The sequence below is a fragment of the Virgibacillus sp. DJP39 genome (assembly GCF_049310925.1).
Lineage (GTDB): Bacteria > Bacillota > Bacilli > Bacillales > Amphibacillaceae > Virgibacillus_F.
Genome location: NZ_JBMERP010000066.1, coordinates 1 through 20098 on the forward strand (window position 1 = coordinate 1; position 20098 = coordinate 20098).

Genomic DNA, 20098 nt, shown 5'->3' on the forward strand with positions numbered 1-20098 from the left:
AATTAATTGTTCAACGGCTTTGACATGATCAGGTTCATCGACCTTAAACCCTTCTTTAATCAAACGGATTGTTCCTTCTTCATCAATAAAAATCCCGTTTGGAACAACTTTAAATCGAAACATGTTTACTAACGTATTATTTTCATCTACAACGGTTGTGAATGTTGTTCCTTTAACATAAGGTTTGACTACTTCCGATCCTTGACCATCAACAGCAACCGAGAGAATTTCAAAGTTATTATCCTTGTTTTGTTCGTAAACTTTCTGCCAGCCTGGCAGTTGTTCTCTGCATTGTCACCAAGAAGCCCACATAAAAATCAACGTATTTTTCCCGCGAAAATCACTGATAGAAACTTGTTTTCCATTTAAGTCTTCAAGCTGAAGATCTTGTATTTTTTCTAATAACATTTTCGTTCCTCCTAACTTATGCTATAAAAATCAAAAGATTATTTAACATCATACCCTTGATCTTCTACAGCTTCTTTCATATGATTCACGCTAACTTGTGATTCATCATATGCGACATCAGCAGTTCCTTTTTCAAGTTTAACGTCAACGTCAGTGACACCATTTAATTCTTTTAATGCTCCTGTGACAGCACTCTGGCAATGGTCACATGTCATTCCTTTTACGTTTAGAGTTAATTGCTCCATTCTTTATCCACCTTTCTATTTTACTCAAAATTATAATTTGACTCGTTTTAATCGAAGCGAGTTTGACACAACGGATACAGAACTAAATGCCATGGCAGCACCAGCTACCCACGGAGCAAGAAATCCAAACGCGGCAATCGGGATACCAGCAGAGTTATAAGCCAGTGCCCAGAATAAATTTTGGCGAATGTTTTTCATTGTTTTCCTACTTAGGTTAACAGCTTGCGGAAGGTGGTTTAAATCACCACCAACAAGCGTGATATCTGCTGTTTCAATGGCTACATCGGTTCCGGTCCCAATCGCAATTCCGATGTCCGCTAGTGCTAGAGCAGGCGCATTCTGATTGGGGCTAATAAAAAGATTACATCCATAAATTAGGAAAACATGGGTGAATTGATAAACATCGTGGCAGCTAAACAAGCATATCTTAAAACGATGGATAGCTTAACTTTTTATGCGTGAACGAGATTTGGGCTAATTGGCCATAAATGGCATTCAGAAAATATTAAGTGCAGCAGTAACATTAGCGAAATTTAACAACTACTGATTCTCTGTGGTGCAGTAATATCACAGTTCTAAATGAGTTCGAACAGAATAGAGAACAAGTCCCTAGGTAATCCGACGAAAATTTTGTCGGATTACCTAGGGACACTTTATGAATTTAGAACTGTGCAAATTCCTTAACCTGCTCCTCTGGAATAAACCCAACTGATCGTTTAGCTTCTTCTCTTTCTTTAATCAAAATTAAAGTTGGAATACTCTGTACCCCAAATTGAGCAGCCAAATCTGATGATTGATCCACATCAACATAGTAAAAATCAACTGAATTAAGCTGTTCTGCTACGTTTGAGACCACCGGCCTCAATTGACGACAGCTTGGTCACCAATCTGCCCCAAATTCAAGGACAATCGGCTTGTTCATATTCTTTAAAAGGTTAGCATACTCTTCTGAACTAATAGTTTTAGCCATATTTATATCCTCCTTGTTAATACACTTTTTTTATTATGACCTATTCAGGTTAATATATTTATCCTATAAATCATCCAACTTTGTGCTTTTTATTACACTGTGAAAGTCACACTTAGTTGGGCAGAAAGGATAAGGTCAAATTGACAAAAGCGTGCAGCTGCGTAAATGTTTTAAAAAGTCTACGTTTCCCTTGCAGTCAAGATGTTTGTGAGTAATTTAACAGGTAAATGTCCAACAAATTAGCATTATATCTGCGTATTAGACGATTTTTATAATCGAGAAATCATTTTCTTTGGAGGAAATAATCTTCCCTTCAACCCAGTTGATTTATTTGGAATAAAAGAGTTCTTCGTGAGCAAGTGTTACTATCAGATCTAACCCTTCGTGAAACCTGCAAAATCTATATTTCTCTGTTCAATTTGAGCGACGATATTTTTCACTCGGTAAAGTCCCTATTACGAAACCGTAACTTCATGCTTCAATTCTTGTTCTTTAATATTAGCTTGGGGCTGGAGGATATTTGGATCGAACTCCTTAAGGGCAAGATTTACTTTTACCCGGTTCGGCCAATCGGGATTGGCCAGTGCCCCCTTACCAAGCGTAATGAGATCCGCATCACCGGAGGCTACCAATTGGTCGGCTTTTTTCGGTTCTTCTAGACTACCGTTGGCAATCACCGGGAGACGACCGTATTTTTTCGCCAAGGCTGCCAATGAAAGGGATTCGTTAAAAGCTGGTGCATCGGCGTCATAATCTGTCACATGGATGAAATCGACTCCCGCCTCCGCGATAGTCTTAAATATCACTGCTGCATCGGATTCACCTCCTGCCCACTTATGAGTGTAGTCGTTCACTTTACCTTGTGAAAGGCGAATGCCTACGGGAAAGTCCTTTCCAACAGCTTTACGGACCGCATCAATCACTTCTCTTGCAAGGCGCAAGCGGTTCTCCAGAGTTCCACCGTATTCATCCGTACGTTGATTCGTGTAATCGGTCAAAAATTGATCTATCACATAACCATTCGCTCCGTGGATTTCTACCCCGTCAAATCCAGCTCTTTGTGCACGAACTGCTGAATCCACAAAAGCCCCGATGGCACCTTTGATTTGTTGTACAGTCATTTCTTGCGGGATCTTAAATTTTCCGCTTCCTCCGTAAAACGCAAGTTGTTCACCTTTCGGCTGAACGGCGGAAGGAGCAATTGTCGTCTCAGTATAATGATTGCCTTGAGACAATGCGCCGGCATGCATCAGTTGAGCAAACATGTAGGCACCGTGTTCATGAACGGTATCGGTTACCTTTTTCCAGCCATCAATGTGATTCTCATTAGCAATTCCCGGTTGGTTTCTATACCCCTGACTGTATGACTCGTCTAAGTATAACCCTTCCGTGAAAACAAGCGAAAATCCACCCTTTGCATATCTTTCATAATATTTTACCATCTGATTAGTAACATGACCGTCTTCCGTTCCACTTGTCCGTGTCATCGGTGAAACGGTGACTCGATTTTTAAGTTTTAACCTGTTTAAAGTAAAATCTTGAAAAAGCGATTGATATTTGTTAAATGTCATATGAAAATCCTCCTCAGTTTTGTAGGAACGGTAACTCATCTTTATAAAAAACTTTCTTTCAAAAGTGCTGATTGGTTATTCCTTGTTAGTATCAGACAATTAAAGTCGAATTATTTATTTTCCTATAAATAAATGAACCTTTTTAACATTAAAAAGCCAATACTGTTATCTTTATACTAACCATTCATGCCATTGAACCCTATGTTTGGTTACAGTCCGGCACCAATCTAGAATATTGAAAATCATAGAAGCAGCAGCTACAGTAATCTTAATGAAAACACTTATAGTATTAATAATTTATCCACCTATAACACCTATCATTGAATAAGTTCAAAGAAGTGCTGAAGATCAATGAAAACACGTAACGATACATTTTTCTCTATAAACATATAATCACCATGCGAGTGTTTCACATGGTGATTATTATTTTCTTCTTCATTCCTTAACAAAACGAGTCTTTTGATTTTGGAACGGATAAGCCAAAAAATGGTCTGAGATATAGTGCAACAAAAGTCCCTGCTAATGCTAGAATTCCCCAGATATAACCATGGAGACTAAATGATGCAATACCGCCAAAGTATGCGCCAATATTACAACCGAAAGCGAGGCGGGCCCCATAGCCCAACAACAATCCTCCAATAACAGCTGCGGCTACATTTTTAATATTAATTCTAGTAAACTTGAAAAGTCCACCTGCTGCTGATGCAAGGAATGCCCCAAGAATAACACCCAAGTTCAACACAGTTGTTGAATCAGCAAAAATGGATGATTGAAGCACCGCTGCATTTGCACCTTGCCAATATCCCCAACTAGCGACATCGACTCCGAAAAACATTGCTATTTTAGATCCCCACAATGCAAAGGCTGAAGTAACACCCCAGGGAGCTCCACGAGTCATTAACGTTAAGGCATTAAGCACAGCTAATGCAATTGCTGCTGCGAATAATGGCCATGACCCGCGTAAAATCCTTTTCCAGCCTTTTGTTGATGGTATAGGTGCCATTTTCGGTGGTTTTCTCTTTTTTTCAATAATAATTGTAATCCAAGTGATTAGACCAAATAATGCAATTGATAAAGCCCAAGCTCCACCATAACCTAGTCCTGTAGAGGTTGCTAGAGAAATAGGTTGGAAGGCTGGTAAATCTTCCGTCCAAAATGGTAGGTGGTAGGCTCCTATTGTTGAACCAACGATAAAGAATAATAACGTTATGAACATAACAGTGCGTCCGCCACCAACTGCATAAAGTGTACCAGATGCACAGCCTCCTCCAAGCTGCATTCCTATTCCAAACATGAAAGCACCAACCAGGAGACTAACACCAACTGGTGCTACATAACCGGAGACGCCTCCGCCAAAGAACGAATAACCGAATGCCAAAATTGGAGCAAACAATGTTACTGCAACTGCTAACATTAACATGTGCGAACGTAACGCCTGCCCATTTCCGACAGACATAAGCCTACGAAATGTCGAAGTAAAGCCAAAACGAGCATGGAACAATGTGTAACCAAGCAACAGACCAATAACGAGTAGTAACGGCTGAGCAATAGTTTGTGCGACTAGTAGATAGATTAGTAAAATTGCCCCAACAACCAGCCCACCTACTATCAGTGGCCTTTGGGGTTTATTTAAATCAGCATTCTTTTGTTGCACTGGATCTTTTACTTCATCTATAGGTTGAACCGTAGTCGCCATTCAAAACACCCTTTTCTGATAAAATTAGTATGAATTACTTTCTTTATATTAACGGCTACCACGATTTGGTGTCAATAAAATGAAATTTCTAAAGCCTATCGTTTCGAAATTTTCCTTGTGTATCCTATGGAAATTATATTAATTATAATTCGAAGTCGATTCATTACACCTCCCACCCTTCTGATCTTCACTTAACTAAACAACCGTTTTGCAGCGACATTTTTTAAGCGCAATGAGTTCCCAACTACAATTAATGAAATGATGGCCATTGCTAATGAAGCCAATACAGGACTTGACAAGCCAAACGCCGCAGATGGAAGACCGATACCGTTAAAAAGAAAAGCATAAATAAAATTTTGTTTAATAATCCGAAAAGCTTCACGACTTAAACGAATTGCTTTGACCACACCATCTAAATCCCCACTGATAAGGGTGACATCTGCCGTTTCGGCCGCAATATCTGTGCCGGTTCCCATCGCAATGCCAATATCAGCCTGAGCAAGTGCGGGCGCATCATTAATCCCATCACCGACCATGGCTACCAACTGTTTATCTTTTTGCAACCTTTTCACTTCATTTACTTTATCATCCGGCAACACTTCAGCAATGACGCGGTCAATACCAAGTTCTTTGGCAATGGCTGAAGTGGTGCTTCGGTTATCTCCCGTCAGCATCGTGACCTGAATCCCCATTTCATGAAGGACTTTGACAGCTTCTTTCGCTTCTATCCTCACGGTATCGGCAACAGCTACCATACCTTCAATATGTTCATCCACTGCAACTGACATGACAGTTTTCGATTTCGCCTCTAACATCTGCATCTTTCCGAGATGCTTGCTTAAATCATCGTTTGTCACACTTTTCATTAAGCTGAGATTACCAATCGCGACTTGGGTTCCTTCGATTTCGGTAATAATACCTTTTCCGGTTACAGCCTGAAATGACTGTGTATCGAATAGCTCGATGCTTTGAGCCTTCGCTGCATTTACAATTGCTTCTCCCAAGGGGTGCTCTGACCCAGTTTCTGCGGACGCCGCAAGCCTTAACAATTCTTTTTCGGATAAGGATCCAAACGGAATACGGTCTGTTACTTCCGGCTCCCCTTTTGTCAAGGTTCCAGTTTTATCAAAAATGATGTGTTTCAACTTGTAAGCATACTCTAATACCACCCCGTTCTTGACGAGAATACCGTCTTTGGCTGCTTCTCCGGTTCCAATTGAAAAAGCTGTCTCCGGCGCTAACGTCAGTGCACACGGACAAGTCAACACCATGACAGCAACGGCACTGCCGATCGCAACGACACTCAGATTTGGAGCCTCTCCGAACATCATCCATGCCGAATAAGTGATGATTGTTAGGAACAACACAAAAGGAATGATGATTTGCGACAGACGATCAGCAAACTCAACAAGTGGTATTTTTGTCCCTTGCGCATCTTCGACCATTTTAATAATTTGTGAAATGGTCGTTTCACGGCCGACACGCGTAACCTCGACTTTCAGCTTACCACTTTTATTGATTGTGGCCGAAGAGACGGTACCCCCCATGTTTTTCGAAAGTGGCAAACTTTCTCCCGTCAACATGGACTCATCAACGGTTGAATAACCTTCCATGACTTTTCCATCCACTGGTATTCTTTCACCGGGTTTAATAATTACAATATCTCCGACTTCAACACGATCAATAAACGTCTCGACTTCGCCTCCTGGCTTTAAGCAAAACCCTTGCGGTTTTTGCTTGAAGCCCTGCCATTTTGCGAATGGACTCAGATGCTTTGGAGGTCGCACTTGTTTTTAAGTACGTTTCGGTTGTAATAAACGTTATGATCATTGCAGCAGTGTCAAAATAAGCCGGTCCTGATACAACAAATGTTGTGTACAAACTGAATAAATAGGCTGACCAAGAGCCAATTGTAATGAGGACGTCTGCGGTAATAGCGTCCGCATGACGAATTGCCTGAAAAGCACCAAGGTAATGTTTACGTCCGGCGATGAGAATCAATGGTGTCGTTAATCCAAACATAATCCAGCGTTCAAAAGGAAGCCGTAAATCCTGAACAAACCACTGGGTGACCATGATCAGAAATATCGGAGCACCCAATCCCCACGCAATGGTTAAACGCCGTCGCTCTTCACGCAGTTTACGGATGTGGACTTCTTCACGACTTTCTACTTCATTTTCCAGTAACGCTTTAAACTCAACCTTTTTAACGATGGATTTAATAAAGGCAATGTCAACCTTCTGGCCGTCATAACTCACAGTATATGAGCGCTACACGGAAAACCGTCAAAACATGAAAAAAGCAGGAGAAGTGTTGAAATTATTTACCGGCGATAGCATTGAAACGGAAACCCCTTTTGGCGATATTCAGAAGAAGGCTTTTGCTATTTTGGAACGCCAAAAGCTTGCAAATGTAGCGGATCAAATCTTTACCAATGCAAAATGGGATGAAACAGCCCTCCAATGGGAACATATGGATCAGATGATCCACTGATGGAGGCCATTCACTTTATGAAATTGGTCTTCAATAAAAATAAACCATTAGGGCAATATCCCATTGATGATTTACCTCATCAATTTATTTCAGATAATATAAATCGTTACATCTATAAGCAAGAATCCGACGGGCAAAAGGCGATATGGGTGGATCGTTACGAGTTTTTCATTTATCGCCTTTTACGTAATCGCTTGGAAGCAAGGGATATTTTTTGCCGTGAAAGTATCCGATTTCGTAGTTTCGAGGATGATCTGATCGATGACGGGCAGTGGCAACAGAAAGAAAAGTTAATGGCCGATGTCGGTCTGAAGACCGTCAATCAACCCATCCATGAGCATTTAACGGAACTCGAGCAGAGACTTGAAGCTCGTATGATGGAAGTAAATCAACGGATTGCATCAGGAGAAAATGAACATGTACAAATCAAAAAAACGTAGTGTACACAACCGATGGACGCTTTCGTATATTCGGGATGCGGAGTCTATCAATCACTCTTTTTTTGGCGCATTAAGACCCGTTGGTATTGGAAGTGTTTTGCATTACGTGAATCAACATTGTCAATTTATTGAGGCGTTTGATCATATCTTAGGTCGTTATGCGAAACAGATCAAGGTAGATCAGGTTCTGATTGCTTGTCTGCTTGCCTGGGGGACCAATATGGGGTTGGGGAGAATTATCATCGGGAAACTAAGTGCTTACGCCCGTAAAAACAAAACCAAGCGTGCTTTGTGGGAGTATGATAACATCATCAAAAGTTTATATTTTCTTGATTATATTGATTCCACCACTACGTCAAAATGTGCAGCGAACCTTGAACCGAGGTGAGAGTTACCATAAATTACGCTGATCCGTGTCCTATGCCAATTTTGGAAAACTCCGTTTCAGAACCGAACAAGACCAACAAATATGGGGCGAATGCAGTCGTCTAATTGCCAATTGCATCATTTATTACAATGCCAGTATTTTATCCAATATGTTGGATCACAAAGAGAAAAGATGGCAAAATTCAGATGCACTGAAACGAATTTCTCCCGTTGCATGGCAGCATATTAATCTCTACGGTCGTTACGAATTCAATAACTATCAGGAGCCCGTTAATATGGATGCCATCATCCAAGAATTGGATCAATTAAAGGTTATTCCGAATGAGTAACAATATCCCACACGGATAAAGTGGGCTCATTCCTGACACAGATATTCATAAGAGAGGTGAAAATAAATGAACCCAGAACCCAACTGGCAGCCCATCGGGAATTTACCGCTAATTACAAGTGTCATTGATGGGAAACTAGGGACTGCACAAGACCAATACGATAATCTGTTGGAAGCCCGGACCAAGACGCATGTGCTAAATGATGACACGGTAAATCGGGCCATCCAATCTTACGTAGAACAACTTGATTTTGCGCCAATCTACGAAAAGCAGCTTCAAAGGTGGCAACGGAAAACAGGTCTAACTTTATCCCAACAAAACGAAATTCAACAACTTCAAAAACAGGTAAGCCAATGGAAGCAAGTTGTTACTGATATTTTAGATTTAGCGGATAAATTAAAAGAGGGACCATCGAAAGGGTCATGTCAAAAAGTGATTTTGAATTGGGATTAGAAGTCCAAAAAAAACGGAACGATGGTAGTTAGACTTATTCCTTTAACGGCCATTTTGTGGAGTAAGACCTTGTGAAAATAGCTCTAAAATAATTGTTTGGGTGTAGAAAAAATCCCAACAAATAAAACACGCAATCTCCTAATTTAGATCAAAAAACAAACCACAAAAAGGAGACGCGTGTAATTGATTTCTAACATGACTTTATCAGGATTAGAAGGTTTTAACATTGCAAAGTCATTTGAACGAGACGTGCTATATCGACTTCACATAGAGTTAGAGAGACAACCCCACTGTTGTACTGACTACGGTAAGGAAAATTGGATTCATGATTATCTATTTACTAGTTGTCCTGGAAGCGCAATACTCAAAAGAGAATCACATTTTTTTAGACATTGGTATAACTTCTACTTATTAGACGTGTTATGAACGAAAAAAGTTACCCAGGTTCATCCATCCTTCTTACTTTTTTTCCTTAGCCAATTTATTACGGTCTACTGCTTGCGGCGGCTGTTCCATCCAACTATTATCAATCATAATATTTGCGCCATCTTCCGCATACTCAAGAATTTCAGTCGTAAGCCGAACATAATGTAAGCCCAAATCACGTCTCGGACTTGTACCAAGACTCTTCCCGTAGAATCCTACTTGTGCTGCATTTAATGCAGTTATATGACTCATCATTAGTTTATCAGAAAAAGGGGAATCGGTAGAGTCCGTGGGTGACGTACTCCATGAACTTGCTGAAGGAAGATATTCTTGACTTAATATTGAACCAAAAACTTCAACGTGTTTATCCGAAATATTCATTCCTCTGGCCATAAATTCACGCACAACTTTAGACTTTGCTACTTGACTAAATCCTATGGCTAATGTTCTACCTAATTGATTTTGTATCAAATTAAAGTAAATATTTGATGATTCTATGACGTTCAATGGTCTGGGATTGAATTTCCCTGCTAGATAGCTTTGCTTTTGCACATATTCAACCATTTTGGGCTTTGGAATATAAGGGGATCTTATGAATAAGCCTTTATCTAACATGACTTCTGTTGCCTTATCGAATAATTTAGATGACTGATTCAAACACTCCGTATAGTATTCACATATATCCAAACGAGCAGAATTAGACAAAAATTGTGAGTAGACACTCATTCCAATCTTCCCCATATTTTGAATATAAAAAAGGTGAAAATCATCTGTAAACAAACGAGGGGCTTCCTGATTAACATCGGCTTCCATTGAAAAGCCATCAGGAATGGGAAATTGTTCTTCATTGAATAAGGATTTTAATTTTTGAATGTGTGCTTGGGATTGCTGCAGAGCATAGGTGAGAACGGATCGAATTTCTTTATCTTCAACATGGGTTAAAAAGAATTCAATTGTACAAATTGATAATGTGTCCTGCTGGTAATTTGACCAAATGCTTGCGATCTCAGCCGATGTAAGTTTAACGTTATGTTGTGTATCCAATTTATAACCCTCCTAAAATTAAAACATCATACGATTAATTTGCGCTAGTACTGCTAAACTTATTCATTATTATCTCAGACTCAAACAGGTAGCCGGTTTGTTTGCGATGCAACATTTTTGCCATGACAGAACAGCATACTTTGCAAATACACTGGCCGTGTGGCTGGTGAGAGCGTCATAAGTTAACAATTTGTAGTGCTTTTAATTGTAAAATAAGTTTCATTGTTAAGCCCCTTTTATGTAGAATAAAAAACAAAGTTTAAGGAAGATTAAAGGCATAATACAAATCACGGAGGGAATATAATCATGCCTGAGAAACCTACAATAACGTCATCCGAACTTGGCGTTCTATGGCTAACATACCAAGAGAAAACAATGATTTTGCGGATGTTAGAGTACTTTATCGAAAAAGCCGACGATGATCAAGCAAAAAAAATCATGGATGATTTATATACTGATTTAAATATTTACGTTGACAAAATAACAGATATCTTTAAAAGTGAAGGGGCTGCAATTCCAGTAGGATATTCCTCAAAAGATGTCAATAAAGATGTTCCAAAACTGTATGACAATGGTTTTGATATCATGTTTGTCAGGTTGCTACAAGAAATTAGTATGGGATTACATACGCTAAATATAAACATGGCGTACCGTGAAGATATTGTAATGATTTTTAAGGATCTTACCGCAATTACTCAAGCAACTTATAATTCCTGTACACAATATTTGATTGAAAAAGGCATGATTGCACGATCTCCGTACGTTTCAATGCCTAATTCCGTTGAGTTTGTTAAAGATACAAGCTATTTGGGTGGACTTAATCTCCTTACTAAAATTGGGAAGAAACGAACACTAAATACGGTGGAAGTTGCTTATACTTATCATGGTATAGAATCAAACGTAATTGGGTTACAAATGATTAATGGTTTTGCTCAATGCGCTCATAATCCAGAAGTGAAAAAATTTTTTTCAAAGGGCGGGGAACTATCTAAAAGTGTTATTAAAGAGATGATTGAAACATTTCTAGAAGACGGCATTCAAACCCCTTCTACTTCCGGCGGACATGCAACTCGTTCAACGGTTTCCCCATTTTCAGACAAACTTATGATGTATTGCACTAGCTTTTTTTGTAGTTTTGCTATGGGAGGCAATTCAATGGGAACTGCTTTTAGTCAACGGAACGACTTAGCAGCAAAAATGAGTGTTTTCACGAAAGATATTTTTGAATATGCTCATGAAGGTGCAAAGATAATGATTAAAAATGGGTGGATGGAAGAACCGCCACAAATGGAAGAACGTGGTAAGTTAAAAGAATAAACTCTATGTAGCACCTTGTTTTTGCCTAATCTTTTTGCAGAACAAAGATGGAAAAATGGCTTAAAAACAATTGGCAAAAAAACATCTATGGTCATTTGGGACGGATAATATGGAAAAAGATAATAAGTATGAAAAATTACTTTGGAGTATTGCATTGCCGGGTTTTGGCCAAATTTTAAACGGTAAATATATCAAAGGCATTTTGTTAATTGCGTTAGAATTTCTTGTTAATGTCCAAGCGAATTTTAATGAGGTCATTGTTTTAAGTTTTCAAGGGAACATACAAGCATCCATTCAGCAAACGAATTATGGGTGGCTCATGTTCTATCCTTGTTTGTACTTTTTTGCGATGTGGGACGCATACAAAGATGCAGGTGGAGGGAAATCGTCATTTGCCTTTTTGCCATTTGCTTTTTCCGCCTATTTTGTAACAGTTGGTCTAATTTTTTCTTCAACCTTCAAGATGATGGGAATATTATTCGGCCCTATTTGGTTACCCATATTGTCTGTGGTGCCAGGGGTAGTAATCGGATTACTATTAAAAAAGCTGATAAATAGTAGAACATAAAAATACATAAGAGACCATTTTATAGAAAAAGTTCTCTTTTATTATTTTGTACTCTTATAAAATTAGTATGAATTCTAATGTAAACGATCTTCAACAAAAGGGCGCTTTTGTGAATGAAAAAGCGCCCGTTCTGTGTTGGACGATAGGTACAAAAAATTTTATAATATTCGCTAATCCACCTTTTCAAGGGGATGTGCAAAAATACCCAATAAGCGATCGCAACAGCAACAACCATGTACGCAATAAAAGCAATGATTTCCTTCATGTCATCGCTTCCTCAATTTTTTGACGAAGCACTTTTTCTTTCGGTAGGTTAGAGAATGTCACTTCCCCGTCGATGACAATGGCACCTGAGGTAAGTACACCTAAAGATGCAATGCGTTCCGGCTTTTCTAAGGAATTAATTTCACCAAATTGCACCTTTGGAAAATCATGTAGAACGGTTTGAACGCGTTTTTTTACTGTTTCACAACTTTTGCATCCGGGTACACCAGAAGTAACAACTTCGATCTTCATATAGACTCTCCTTACTTAAAATATTTATGGAAAACTTTCATGAATACATCGCACATTCGTTAAACAGTCTCTGGATCTTCAAAACGAAGATCGCGATTCACATAGTTTGCAAAGTGAATTTTCATCATCAGACTGCTAACTTTACGAGTTCCTTCATAATCGCCCAAGATAGCTATGTTAAACTACCAACACATTGTCTTTATTCGTCGACCTTCTATATGCCATTAATTTATCCATGTACATAATTGTAAACGTTTATGGATGGATTTCTAATTTCATTTAAACTTTCTTATGAATTTCCCATCAATTAAGTGCTTCAACTTCCAAGCTAATCTACTATGAACTGAAAATCTACCATAAGTAAACAGTGCTTCTTTATTTCCAGTTGATAAGATTGCAACATATTTATTTTGTGGTTTAAATACCTCCATTCCCCTTTCATTTAAATATTTTTTTATATTTCCCCATAGCACTGGTGCTTGTCGAACAGCGTAAACGCCGTTTTTAGGCAAGCTTCTATTTGTTTTAATGGACACGCAGTCTCCTGCACCAAAAACAAATGGACAATCTGGACTTTGCAAATAATCATTAACGAGTAGAAATCCTGAATCATCCGTTGTCATATCTGCTTCTTCAAATAAATCGAACGACTTGGCACCTGTCAGCCATAGAACACCTGTATGTTCCAAACTGTTTTGCTTGTCTGTGTATACATGGCTAGAGGTTATGTCCGTTACTTTTTCCCCTTCTATTACATGTAGGCTCTTTAAAGATGCTATTCTCTGTATTTTTTTAGAAGTGAGAAAGCCAAAGGAACGTAAGAGTTCTGAAGATGTAATTAAGGTCACATTTTTTTGTTCGGCATGTTTTTTTCTCCATGCAAGCATAGACAAGGCAAGTTCTACACCCGCAGCTCCAGCACCAACGACAACTGGCATAGGAGATCTTTTAATGTTTTCTATATGCACTGTAAATAGATAGTTTGGCCTGATAGGTATGACATAATCCTGAAAAGACGAGCTTATCTCTGACTCGGATCCAATATCAAAAGAGATCGCGTCAAATGAAACGGATTGACCCCTGCCACATTGTGCATTTTTTACGCTTGGATTGAAGCTAACTACCTGGTCCTGTATAAAAGTAACATTAGCTCGCTCACAAAGGTCTTTCAAATCAATACGAATGTCCTTCTCACCATAAAGCCCTTCAGCAAATCCAGAAAACATGCCTGAATAATATTGATAGCGTGAAGGTGAGATAAGAATTATATGAAAATCCGTTTTTTCTTGTAAAAGGACACGCACTGCAAATAAGTGTGCATGCCCTCCTCCTACTAGAACCAATGTTCTATTCATTACTTAACCCCTACGTTTCTAAAATGTTATTCGTAAAGTACTCAGCTAAAAAATTAGTAACTTCCTCTGGTGTTTTTGCATTAGCACTATGCAAGTTACCAATTTTCTCTCCATTTTCAAAAACCAATAAGCTAGGAATCCCCATAACCTCATATTTTTCTGCTAACTCTGGAAATCTGTCTCGATCTATTTGATAAAATGGAAACGATGGGTATTGTTCTAATACCTCTTCAATAAAGAAGTCCATTCGTTTACAATCTGGGCACCAATCGGCAAAAAATTTAATCACAACTCGCTTTTCACCAGCAATATGTTTATCAAATTGTTGTTTGTTCACAATTTCTTCAGCCATTTTTTATCAACTCCTTTGATAAAAGGATAAAGCATTTTCCATATACATTCCGTAAGATAACTTACAAATTGGTTGTCTACCCAGCGCAGCAAGACAGCTTTGATACATCCTTATCAAAGGTTAATGCAGTTAATTTAAGTCCTTCAGCCATTGTTAAATAAGGTGCAAAACTTTCTTGTAAATCTTCTATTGTCAATCCATGCTTTACCACTAATGTCGCAGCATAAATGACATCACCTGCATTTTCTGCAACTACATGTACCCCAAGAACTTTTAATGTATCAGCCTCTGCTACAATTTTAAATACTCCAGTCGTTTCATGATTAACTAACGCTCTTGGTACAGCATCCAGTGGTAAGACAGACGTCTTTACTTGATAGCCTTTTTCCTTTGCTTGTTCTTCCGTTAAGCCAACGGTAGCAATTGCTGGGTTGGTAAATGTCACGCCAGGAACACCGGTTAGATTACTTTTCCGTTGTAACCCTCCGACGGTGTTATCTGCTACAATGCCACCTTGATAAGCTGCAACATAGACAAATTGTGGACCTAATGTTACATCACCAGCAGCGTGAATTCGTTTATTGGATGTCTGCAAGTAATCATCTATTAGTATTTCCCCTCGAGAACCAACGTCAACATTGGCTACTGATAAATTTAGCGAATCGATATTTGGTTTCCGGCCAGTAGCAACAAGTAATTGCTCCGCCTCTACTACTTTCTTTTCTCCTTCGATTGTAACCGTAATTACTTTACGCCCATCGTTCTCTTCCACTTGCTCAAAAGTTGCACTTGCGATGAGTTTGATCCCTTGCTCGGTTAGCATTTTGGTAATGGAGTCTGATATTTCCGGATCATACTCTTTTAGCAAGCGTTCCCCACGTTTCATGAGGGTAACTTCTACCCCTAGGTTATGAAATAACTGACCTAACTCTAGACCGATATAACCAGCACCAATGACAGCTAAACTTTTTGGTAATTGTTTTAATTCTAATAGGGTTGTGCTTGTTAAATAGCCCACATCTTTTAATCCTGGGATATTAGGTACGGAAGGTGATGCACCTGTCGCAATTAAAAAGCTTCTACCAGTAAGTTTCGTTCCATTCACTTCAACCGTTTTTTCATCTACAAATCTTGCTTCTCCTCGAATGAGTTCAAATCCATATTCTTCAATCAAATCTTCGTATTTCTGCTTTCGGAGTTCACCTACAAGCTCGTCTTTTTGTTCCACTAACTTACTTAAATTCACCTCATTAACTGTTGCGCTCAATCCAACAAAAGGATTCTTTTTTGCTAATTGATTAATCTCGCCAGCACGTAACATCGTTTTAGATGGGACACATCCAATATTGACACACGTTCCGCCAACCGTCCCACGTTCAATCATTGCTACATTTCCACCGTTTTCTGTCGCTTTAATCGCCGCTGAAAAAGCACCACCACCAGAACCTATAATGATAAGATCATAATCTTCATCATTATCCTTTGCAGGAATAGGTTTCGTACTTTCTAATGTTTCATAGTCCCCTGCTCGGTAATGGGTTTCGTTAACAGCTTGTCTCACACTTTCGATATCGACATGTCTGGGCAAATCAAATAGCACTTCATTTTGATAAAAGTCAGCTTTAACATCTTTTGCTCCCATCTGTTGAATAGCTGACTCCACACTATTTTCACAACCTGTACAAGTCATTCCTTTTATGTTTAATCGTATTTGTTGATTACTCATCATTGAAACCTCCTGATTTTTTACTTATTTTTTCATAAGAGAAATACGTTAATCCAAGAAAGAAAATTATCATTGTTACGAGTACATAATCCAAATACCCCGTTACGGCTGATCCTATCCCAATTGAACTTAAGACTATAATTAAAATTGGTGTTGCACAGCATACCATGGTGATAAACGTTCCAATTACACCAACCACTAAACCTATCCGGCCGTATTTATTATTCAAAAAGACACCTTCTTTTACTCATTAATAATCGTTTCGATAATAGGACATGCATGTAATTCCTTTTCGTTTGGACATCGCTCTTTTAAATCTTTTAACATCAATGAAATGCGTTCCAAATCATTCATTTGTTGTTCCACTTCTATTAATTTCCCTGATACAAACTCGTACATATCTGCACACCGAGCATCGTCTTTATCCACGACCCCGAGCAACTTGTCAATTTCTTGTAAAGAAAAACCAAATGTCTGCATCCTTTTAATAAAATGAATACGTTTCACTGTATCTTCTTCATAGATACGGTATCCTGAATTCGTGCGGGGTGGCTCATGGATTAAGTGTTTACGTTCATAATATCGAATTGTTTCCTTATTTACTTCACACTTTTCTGCCAGCTCGCCAATATGATAGGACATTTTAATCACCTCGGGTAAAAGTATAAACCATGTAGTATGGTACAGAGTCAAGAGCAAATTTATTTGATTTCATAATATCTAGAAAATGTAAGATAGCTTACTGAAAATTATAAGCTTTATTTTATACGATTCATAAATACTTCTATAGGGTAATACATTCTTAAAGATTAAAGAGGAGGATTTTATTATGACGACTATAACAACTGACATATTAAAAGATGAGTACTTACGAATTCGTAAGTACTCCGAACAATTAGTTGAGCCACTAGAGATTGAAGACCTTATTGTTCAAGCTGATACGCATGTCAGTCCATCGAAATGGCATTTAGCACATACCACTTGGTTTTTTGAAACATTCATTTTAAAGAACTACCTTTCAAATTACACTGTTTTTCATAAGGATTTTAATTACTTATTCAATTCTTATTATGAGACCGTTGGGAAATTTCATCCACAAAAAGCCAGGGGCCTAATCACCCGTCCGACTGTTTCAGAAACTTTTTCTTACCGAAAATATGTAGATGACCATATTCTTTCATTAATAGAAATTAAAAATCAAGTGGATGTGGAAAAAATCAGGCAACTAGTCGAGATTGGTTTGAACCACGAACAACAACACCAGGAGTTATTGCTAACCGACTTAAAATACAATTTTTCTTTCAATCCAACTAACCCTGTCTACATTACCAATAATGACATGTTTGGTAACTCATCTACTCAAGACCTGTCTTTTGTGTATATAGAAGGAGGATTAGTGGAGGTTGGTAACGATGGGGAAGGCTTTTCTTTTGATAATGAAGGGCCTAGACATAAAAAATGGTTAAATCCTTTTCGCTTAGCAAATCGCCCTGTTACAAATGGTGAATACTTACAATTTATCCAGGATGGAGGCTATTCACAAGCAAAATATTGGCTGTCAGATGGATGGAATGCTGTGAAAACTTATAATTGGCAAGCTCCACAGTATTGGGAAAAGCATGACGGAAGCTGGTATGCTTTTACATTGTCAGGACTATTACCTGTCGATGAACATGCGCCAGTTAGTCATATTAGTTTTTATGAGGCAGATGCCTATGCGAGATGGGCTGGAAAACGTCTCCCTACCGAGGAAGAGTGGGAACATGGATTACAACATACTCCCATCAAAGGTAACTTTGCTGAACACGGTTATTTTCAACCAATTTCAGATAACGAAGAAACACAAGGCTTTTCAAAAGGGTTTGGCGATGTTTGGGAATGGACGCAAAGCTCCTATTCACCGTATCCAAGGAGTAAACCATTAAAAGGTGCATTAGGAGAGTACAATGCAAAATTCATGGCAAACCAGATGGTGTTAAAAGGTGGGTCCTGTGCGACACCAGAGTCACATATACGTCTAACTTATCGCAATTTCTTCTATCCACAAATGAGATGGCAATTTAGCGGATTGCGTTTAGCGGAGGATGTCGAATGAGTGTTGTAAATCAAAATTCTCGCAATATTACTGACCTTTCTCCTAAGCAAGATGATATGTTTACGAATGTCATTAATGGCCTAACATCAAATCCAAAAACGATTGCCCCTAAATATCTTTATGATGAGTTAGGCTCAAAACTATTTGAAAAAATTACTGACTTAGACGAGTATTACCAAACACGTACAGAGTTTGATATTCTAAATCAATCTCACGTTTCTATTACTAAATTAATGGGAAAAGATGTAGATTTAATTGAATTAGGAAGTGGCAGCAGCACGAAAACACACGTCTTATTAGATGAAGCTAACTTGAACAGCTATATGCCTATCGACATCTCTACGACGATTCTGACAAGTACGGTTGATCAGTTAGAGAAAGACTATCCTATGCTAAAAATACATGGCATTCTTGCAGATTACACACAAGCCTTTTCTTTACCTGAACTAGGTGGCAACAAAAAAGTTGTCTTCTTCCCAGGATCAACCATTGGCAATTTTGAACCGTTTGAAGAAGCTATGTTCTTGAAGCAACTATCCAATACACTGGATAAAGGAGACGGGTTACTAATCGGTTTGGACTTAAGAAAAGATAAGCACATAATAGAAAAAGCTTATAACGATAAACAAGGAATTACAGCAGCATTCAACAAGAATTTATTAACAAGGATAAATAGAGAACTACACGCCGACTTTCAGTTGGAAAACTTTTATCATCATGCTTACTACAACGTTGAAAAAAGTCGACTAGAGATGCATTTAGTGAGCAATGTGAAGCAAACTGTACATCTACAAGATCATAAAATTGATTTTGCAGAGAATGAAAACATCCATACGGAAAATTCCTATAAATACTCGATTAATTCTTTTCAAAAGCTTTGTATGAAATGTGGATTTAAGCCAGTGGAAGTATTTGAGGACAAAAATAAATGGTTTAGTGTCCACTATTTAGAAGTAATGTAGCATACGAATCATAAAAGGACTGACCTTACACATTAATTTTAATCAATGTGCTTGGGAAAGTCCTCTTCTTTTTTTAACGTAGAAAATGACTTGAGTAATGTTTGTGTAAGGACCCACAATGCTTCAAAAAAACTGTTCATTCTATCCATCAGTTTATCAGCAAACTAACTTTTTAATATTCTTCCACTTTCACCCCTAATCCTTCAGCCATTCGATTTACAAAATTAAAGTAGGATGTGATTTGGCAAACATCTAAAATTTCTAAATCACCGCATCCTAATTTCTTAAGGTGATCCACATCCTCGTCTAACACAGAATGAGGTTTAATCGTTAACTTAACAGCATAATCAAGTATAGATTTTGTTTTATCATCTAAATCAGATTTTTGATAATCTTTTTTTACCTGTTTGACAAGTTCTTCATCTTTCGTTAATAAATGGAGCGCCGCCCCATGATGTTCTATTCAGTAAAAGCACTCGTTTGTTACTGAAACGACAGTAGCAATCATTTCTCTGACTTTTCTTGGTAAAGGTGATTTCCCAAACATAATCACCTTGTAATAATTAAAATGGGCTTCAAGTGAATTAGGATTTAATGAGTGGACTTTTAAAATGTTAGCCATTTTCCCGTTAAATTGATCATAGAGTTCTTTTAACTTACCTTCCGCATACTCTGATTCTATCATTTGTATTCTTGCCACCATTTTTTCACCTCCCACGTAAATCCAAATTGTTTAGGTAATAG

The 20098-nt window shown here is 38.2% G+C and carries 21 protein-coding genes and 4 pseudogenes; 7 read left to right on the plus strand and 18 right to left on the minus strand.

The features are described from left to right. The 9 genes and pseudogenes from ACOI1D_RS16510 to ACOI1D_RS16550 form a co-directional block, all read right to left on the minus strand. Positions 1-282 (minus strand): annotated as a pseudogene (locus ACOI1D_RS16510) (thioredoxin family protein); the annotation flags it as partial. A gap of 12 nt (positions 283-294) precedes the next feature. Then, entirely contained in the window at positions 295-408 is a 114-nt protein-coding gene (locus ACOI1D_RS16515; RefSeq protein WP_422502721.1) for a peroxiredoxin family protein, read from the minus strand. A 38-nt stretch (positions 409-446) separates the two neighbouring features. Continuing rightward, positions 447-653, minus strand: coding sequence for a copper chaperone CopZ (copZ, locus tag ACOI1D_RS16520; protein WP_422502723.1), 207 nt, complete (start codon positions 651-653; stop codon positions 447-449). A gap of 30 nt (positions 654-683) precedes the next feature. After that, positions 684-992 (minus strand): annotated as a pseudogene (locus tag ACOI1D_RS16525) (heavy metal translocating P-type ATPase); the annotation flags it as partial. Positions 993-1314: 322 nt separating this feature from the next. Then, positions 1315-1521: pseudogene (locus ACOI1D_RS16530) on the minus strand (thioredoxin family protein); the annotation flags it as partial. Between the two features lie 557 nt (positions 1522-2078). Continuing rightward, positions 2079-3194, minus strand: a complete 1116-nt coding sequence (locus tag ACOI1D_RS16535; RefSeq protein ID WP_422502725.1) for an NADH:flavin oxidoreductase — start codon at positions 3192-3194, stop codon at positions 2079-2081. Positions 3195-3636: 442 nt separating this feature from the next. Beyond that, on the minus strand, positions 3637-4890 hold the full coding sequence (locus ACOI1D_RS16540; RefSeq protein ID WP_422502727.1) for a YeeE/YedE family protein: 1254 nt from the start codon (positions 4888-4890) through the stop codon (positions 3637-3639). Between the two features lie 191 nt (positions 4891-5081). After that, the gene (locus tag ACOI1D_RS16545; RefSeq protein WP_422502728.1) at positions 5082-6677 is read right to left on the minus strand and encodes a heavy metal translocating P-type ATPase; all 1596 of its coding nucleotides are present in this window, start codon (positions 6675-6677) and stop codon (positions 5082-5084) included. Further along, positions 6571-7149, minus strand: a complete 579-nt coding sequence (locus ACOI1D_RS16550; RefSeq protein ID WP_422502730.1) for a hypothetical protein — start codon at positions 7147-7149, stop codon at positions 6571-6573. Before ACOI1D_RS16550 ends, ACOI1D_RS16545 begins: the two co-directional genes overlap by 107 nt. A gap of 34 nt (positions 7150-7183) precedes the next feature. On the opposite strand from ACOI1D_RS16550, the gene ACOI1D_RS16555 reads away from it, so the two are divergent. The 3 genes and pseudogenes from ACOI1D_RS16555 to ACOI1D_RS16565 all read left to right on the plus strand — a co-directional run bounded on the left by ACOI1D_RS16555 (position 7184) and on the right by ACOI1D_RS16565 (position 8993). Next, positions 7184-7384, plus strand: coding sequence for a hypothetical protein (locus ACOI1D_RS16555; RefSeq protein WP_422502731.1), 201 nt, complete (start codon positions 7184-7186; stop codon positions 7382-7384). A gap of 206 nt (positions 7385-7590) precedes the next feature. Then, positions 7591-8540, plus strand: a pseudogene (locus ACOI1D_RS16560) (Tn3 family transposase); the annotation flags it as partial. Between the two features lie 66 nt (positions 8541-8606). Beyond that, entirely contained in the window at positions 8607-8993 is a 387-nt protein-coding gene (locus ACOI1D_RS16565) for a hypothetical protein (protein ID WP_422502733.1), read from the plus strand. 459 nt (positions 8994-9452) lie between these two features. Here ACOI1D_RS16565 and ACOI1D_RS16570 read toward each other — a convergent pair whose 3' ends face one another. Next, the gene (locus ACOI1D_RS16570; protein ID WP_422502735.1) at positions 9453-10463 is read right to left on the minus strand and encodes a DUF3231 family protein; all 1011 of its coding nucleotides are present in this window, start codon (positions 10461-10463) and stop codon (positions 9453-9455) included. A 306-nt stretch (positions 10464-10769) separates the two neighbouring features. Between ACOI1D_RS16570 and ACOI1D_RS16575 the strand changes: the two genes are divergently transcribed. Both ACOI1D_RS16575 and ACOI1D_RS16580 read left to right on the plus strand, forming a co-directional pair. Further along, the gene (locus ACOI1D_RS16575; RefSeq protein WP_422502737.1) at positions 10770-11780 is read left to right on the plus strand and encodes a DUF3231 family protein; all 1011 of its coding nucleotides are present in this window, start codon (positions 10770-10772) and stop codon (positions 11778-11780) included. Between the two features lie 109 nt (positions 11781-11889). Then, entirely contained in the window at positions 11890-12348 is a 459-nt protein-coding gene (locus ACOI1D_RS16580; RefSeq protein ID WP_422502739.1) for a hypothetical protein, read from the plus strand. Positions 12349-12609: 261 nt separating this feature from the next. Here the strand turns inward: ACOI1D_RS16580 and ACOI1D_RS16585 are convergent, their stop codons facing one another. The 6 genes from ACOI1D_RS16585 to merR form a co-directional block, all read right to left on the minus strand. After that, the gene (locus ACOI1D_RS16585) at positions 12610-12864 is read right to left on the minus strand and encodes a thioredoxin family protein (protein WP_422502741.1); all 255 of its coding nucleotides are present in this window, start codon (positions 12862-12864) and stop codon (positions 12610-12612) included. Between the two features lie 275 nt (positions 12865-13139). Then, positions 13140-14219, minus strand: coding sequence for an FAD-dependent oxidoreductase (locus tag ACOI1D_RS16590; RefSeq protein WP_422502743.1), 1080 nt, complete (start codon positions 14217-14219; stop codon positions 13140-13142). Positions 14220-14229: 10 nt separating this feature from the next. Then, positions 14230-14571, minus strand: a complete 342-nt coding sequence (locus ACOI1D_RS16595) for a thioredoxin family protein (RefSeq protein WP_422502745.1) — start codon at positions 14569-14571, stop codon at positions 14230-14232. A gap of 76 nt (positions 14572-14647) precedes the next feature. Next, positions 14648-16297, minus strand: coding sequence for a mercury(II) reductase (gene merA, locus ACOI1D_RS16600; protein ID WP_422502747.1), 1650 nt, complete (start codon positions 16295-16297; stop codon positions 14648-14650). Next, positions 16290-16526, minus strand: coding sequence for a mercury resistance system transport protein MerF (gene merF / locus ACOI1D_RS16605; protein ID WP_422502749.1), 237 nt, complete (start codon positions 16524-16526; stop codon positions 16290-16292). Before merF ends, merA begins: the two co-directional genes overlap by 8 nt. A 14-nt stretch (positions 16527-16540) precedes the next feature. Then, on the minus strand, positions 16541-16939 hold the full coding sequence (merR, locus tag ACOI1D_RS16610; RefSeq protein ID WP_422502750.1) for an Hg(II)-responsive transcriptional regulator: 399 nt from the start codon (positions 16937-16939) through the stop codon (positions 16541-16543). 187 nt (positions 16940-17126) lie between these two features. On the opposite strand from merR, the gene egtB reads away from it, so the two are divergent. Further along, a complete protein-coding gene (gene egtB, locus ACOI1D_RS16615; protein WP_422502752.1) occupies positions 17127-18392 on the plus strand; it encodes an ergothioneine biosynthesis protein EgtB in 1266 nt (421 codons plus the stop codon). Further along, positions 18389-19354 carry an L-histidine N(alpha)-methyltransferase gene (gene egtD, locus ACOI1D_RS16620; protein WP_422502753.1) on the plus strand — a complete coding sequence of 322 codons (966 nt, stop codon included), beginning with the start codon at positions 18389-18391 and terminating at the stop codon, positions 19352-19354. Before egtB ends, egtD begins: the two co-directional genes overlap by 4 nt. Before the next feature lie 172 nt (positions 19355-19526). Here egtD and ACOI1D_RS16625 read toward each other — a convergent pair whose 3' ends face one another. Beyond that, positions 19527-19667 (minus strand): hypothetical protein, encoded by a 141-nt coding sequence (locus ACOI1D_RS16625; RefSeq protein ID WP_422502754.1) that lies wholly within the window; start codon positions 19665-19667, stop codon positions 19527-19529. 150 nt (positions 19668-19817) lie between these two features. Beyond that, positions 19818-20057 (minus strand): carboxymuconolactone decarboxylase family protein, encoded by a 240-nt coding sequence (locus ACOI1D_RS16630; RefSeq protein ID WP_422502756.1) that lies wholly within the window; start codon positions 20055-20057, stop codon positions 19818-19820. Positions 20058-20098: the final 41 nt, after the last annotated feature.

Excerpts from the sequence above, each read along its gene's own strand:
- ACOI1D_RS16515 (WP_422502721.1), bottom strand. The coding sequence starts at position 408 with ATGTTATTAGAAAAAATACAAGATCTTCAGCTTGAAGACTTAAATGGA.
- copZ (WP_422502723.1), bottom strand. The coding sequence starts at position 653 with ATGGAGCAATTAACTCTAAACGTAAAAGGAATGACATGTGACCATTGC.
- ACOI1D_RS16535 (WP_422502725.1), bottom strand. The coding sequence starts at position 3,194 with ATGACATTTAACAAATATCAATCGCTTTTTCAAGATTTTACTTTAAAC.
- ACOI1D_RS16540 (WP_422502727.1), bottom strand. The coding sequence starts at position 4,890 with ATGGCGACTACGGTTCAACCTATAGATGAAGTAAAAGATCCAGTGCAA.
- ACOI1D_RS16555 (WP_422502731.1), top strand. The coding sequence starts at position 7,184 with ATGAAAAAAGCAGGAGAAGTGTTGAAATTATTTACCGGCGATAGCATT.
- ACOI1D_RS16565 (WP_422502733.1), top strand. The coding sequence starts at position 8,607 with ATGAACCCAGAACCCAACTGGCAGCCCATCGGGAATTTACCGCTAATT.
- ACOI1D_RS16575 (WP_422502737.1), top strand. The coding sequence starts at position 10,770 with ATGCCTGAGAAACCTACAATAACGTCATCCGAACTTGGCGTTCTATGG.
- ACOI1D_RS16580 (WP_422502739.1), top strand. The coding sequence starts at position 11,890 with ATGGAAAAAGATAATAAGTATGAAAAATTACTTTGGAGTATTGCATTG.
- ACOI1D_RS16585 (WP_422502741.1), bottom strand. The coding sequence starts at position 12,864 with ATGAAGATCGAAGTTGTTACTTCTGGTGTACCCGGATGCAAAAGTTGT.
- ACOI1D_RS16590 (WP_422502743.1), bottom strand. The coding sequence starts at position 14,219 with ATGAATAGAACATTGGTTCTAGTAGGAGGAGGGCATGCACACTTATTT.
- ACOI1D_RS16595 (WP_422502745.1), bottom strand. The coding sequence starts at position 14,571 with ATGGCTGAAGAAATTGTGAACAAACAACAATTTGATAAACATATTGCT.
- merA (WP_422502747.1), bottom strand. The coding sequence starts at position 16,297 with ATGAGTAATCAACAAATACGATTAAACATAAAAGGAATGACTTGTACA.
- merR (WP_422502750.1), bottom strand. The coding sequence starts at position 16,939 with ATGTCCTATCATATTGGCGAGCTGGCAGAAAAGTGTGAAGTAAATAAG.
- egtB (WP_422502752.1), top strand. The coding sequence starts at position 17,127 with ATGACGACTATAACAACTGACATATTAAAAGATGAGTACTTACGAATT.
- egtD (WP_422502753.1), top strand. The coding sequence starts at position 18,389 with ATGAGTGTTGTAAATCAAAATTCTCGCAATATTACTGACCTTTCTCCT.
- ACOI1D_RS16630 (WP_422502756.1), bottom strand. The coding sequence starts at position 20,057 with ATGGTGGCAAGAATACAAATGATAGAATCAGAGTATGCGGAAGGTAAG.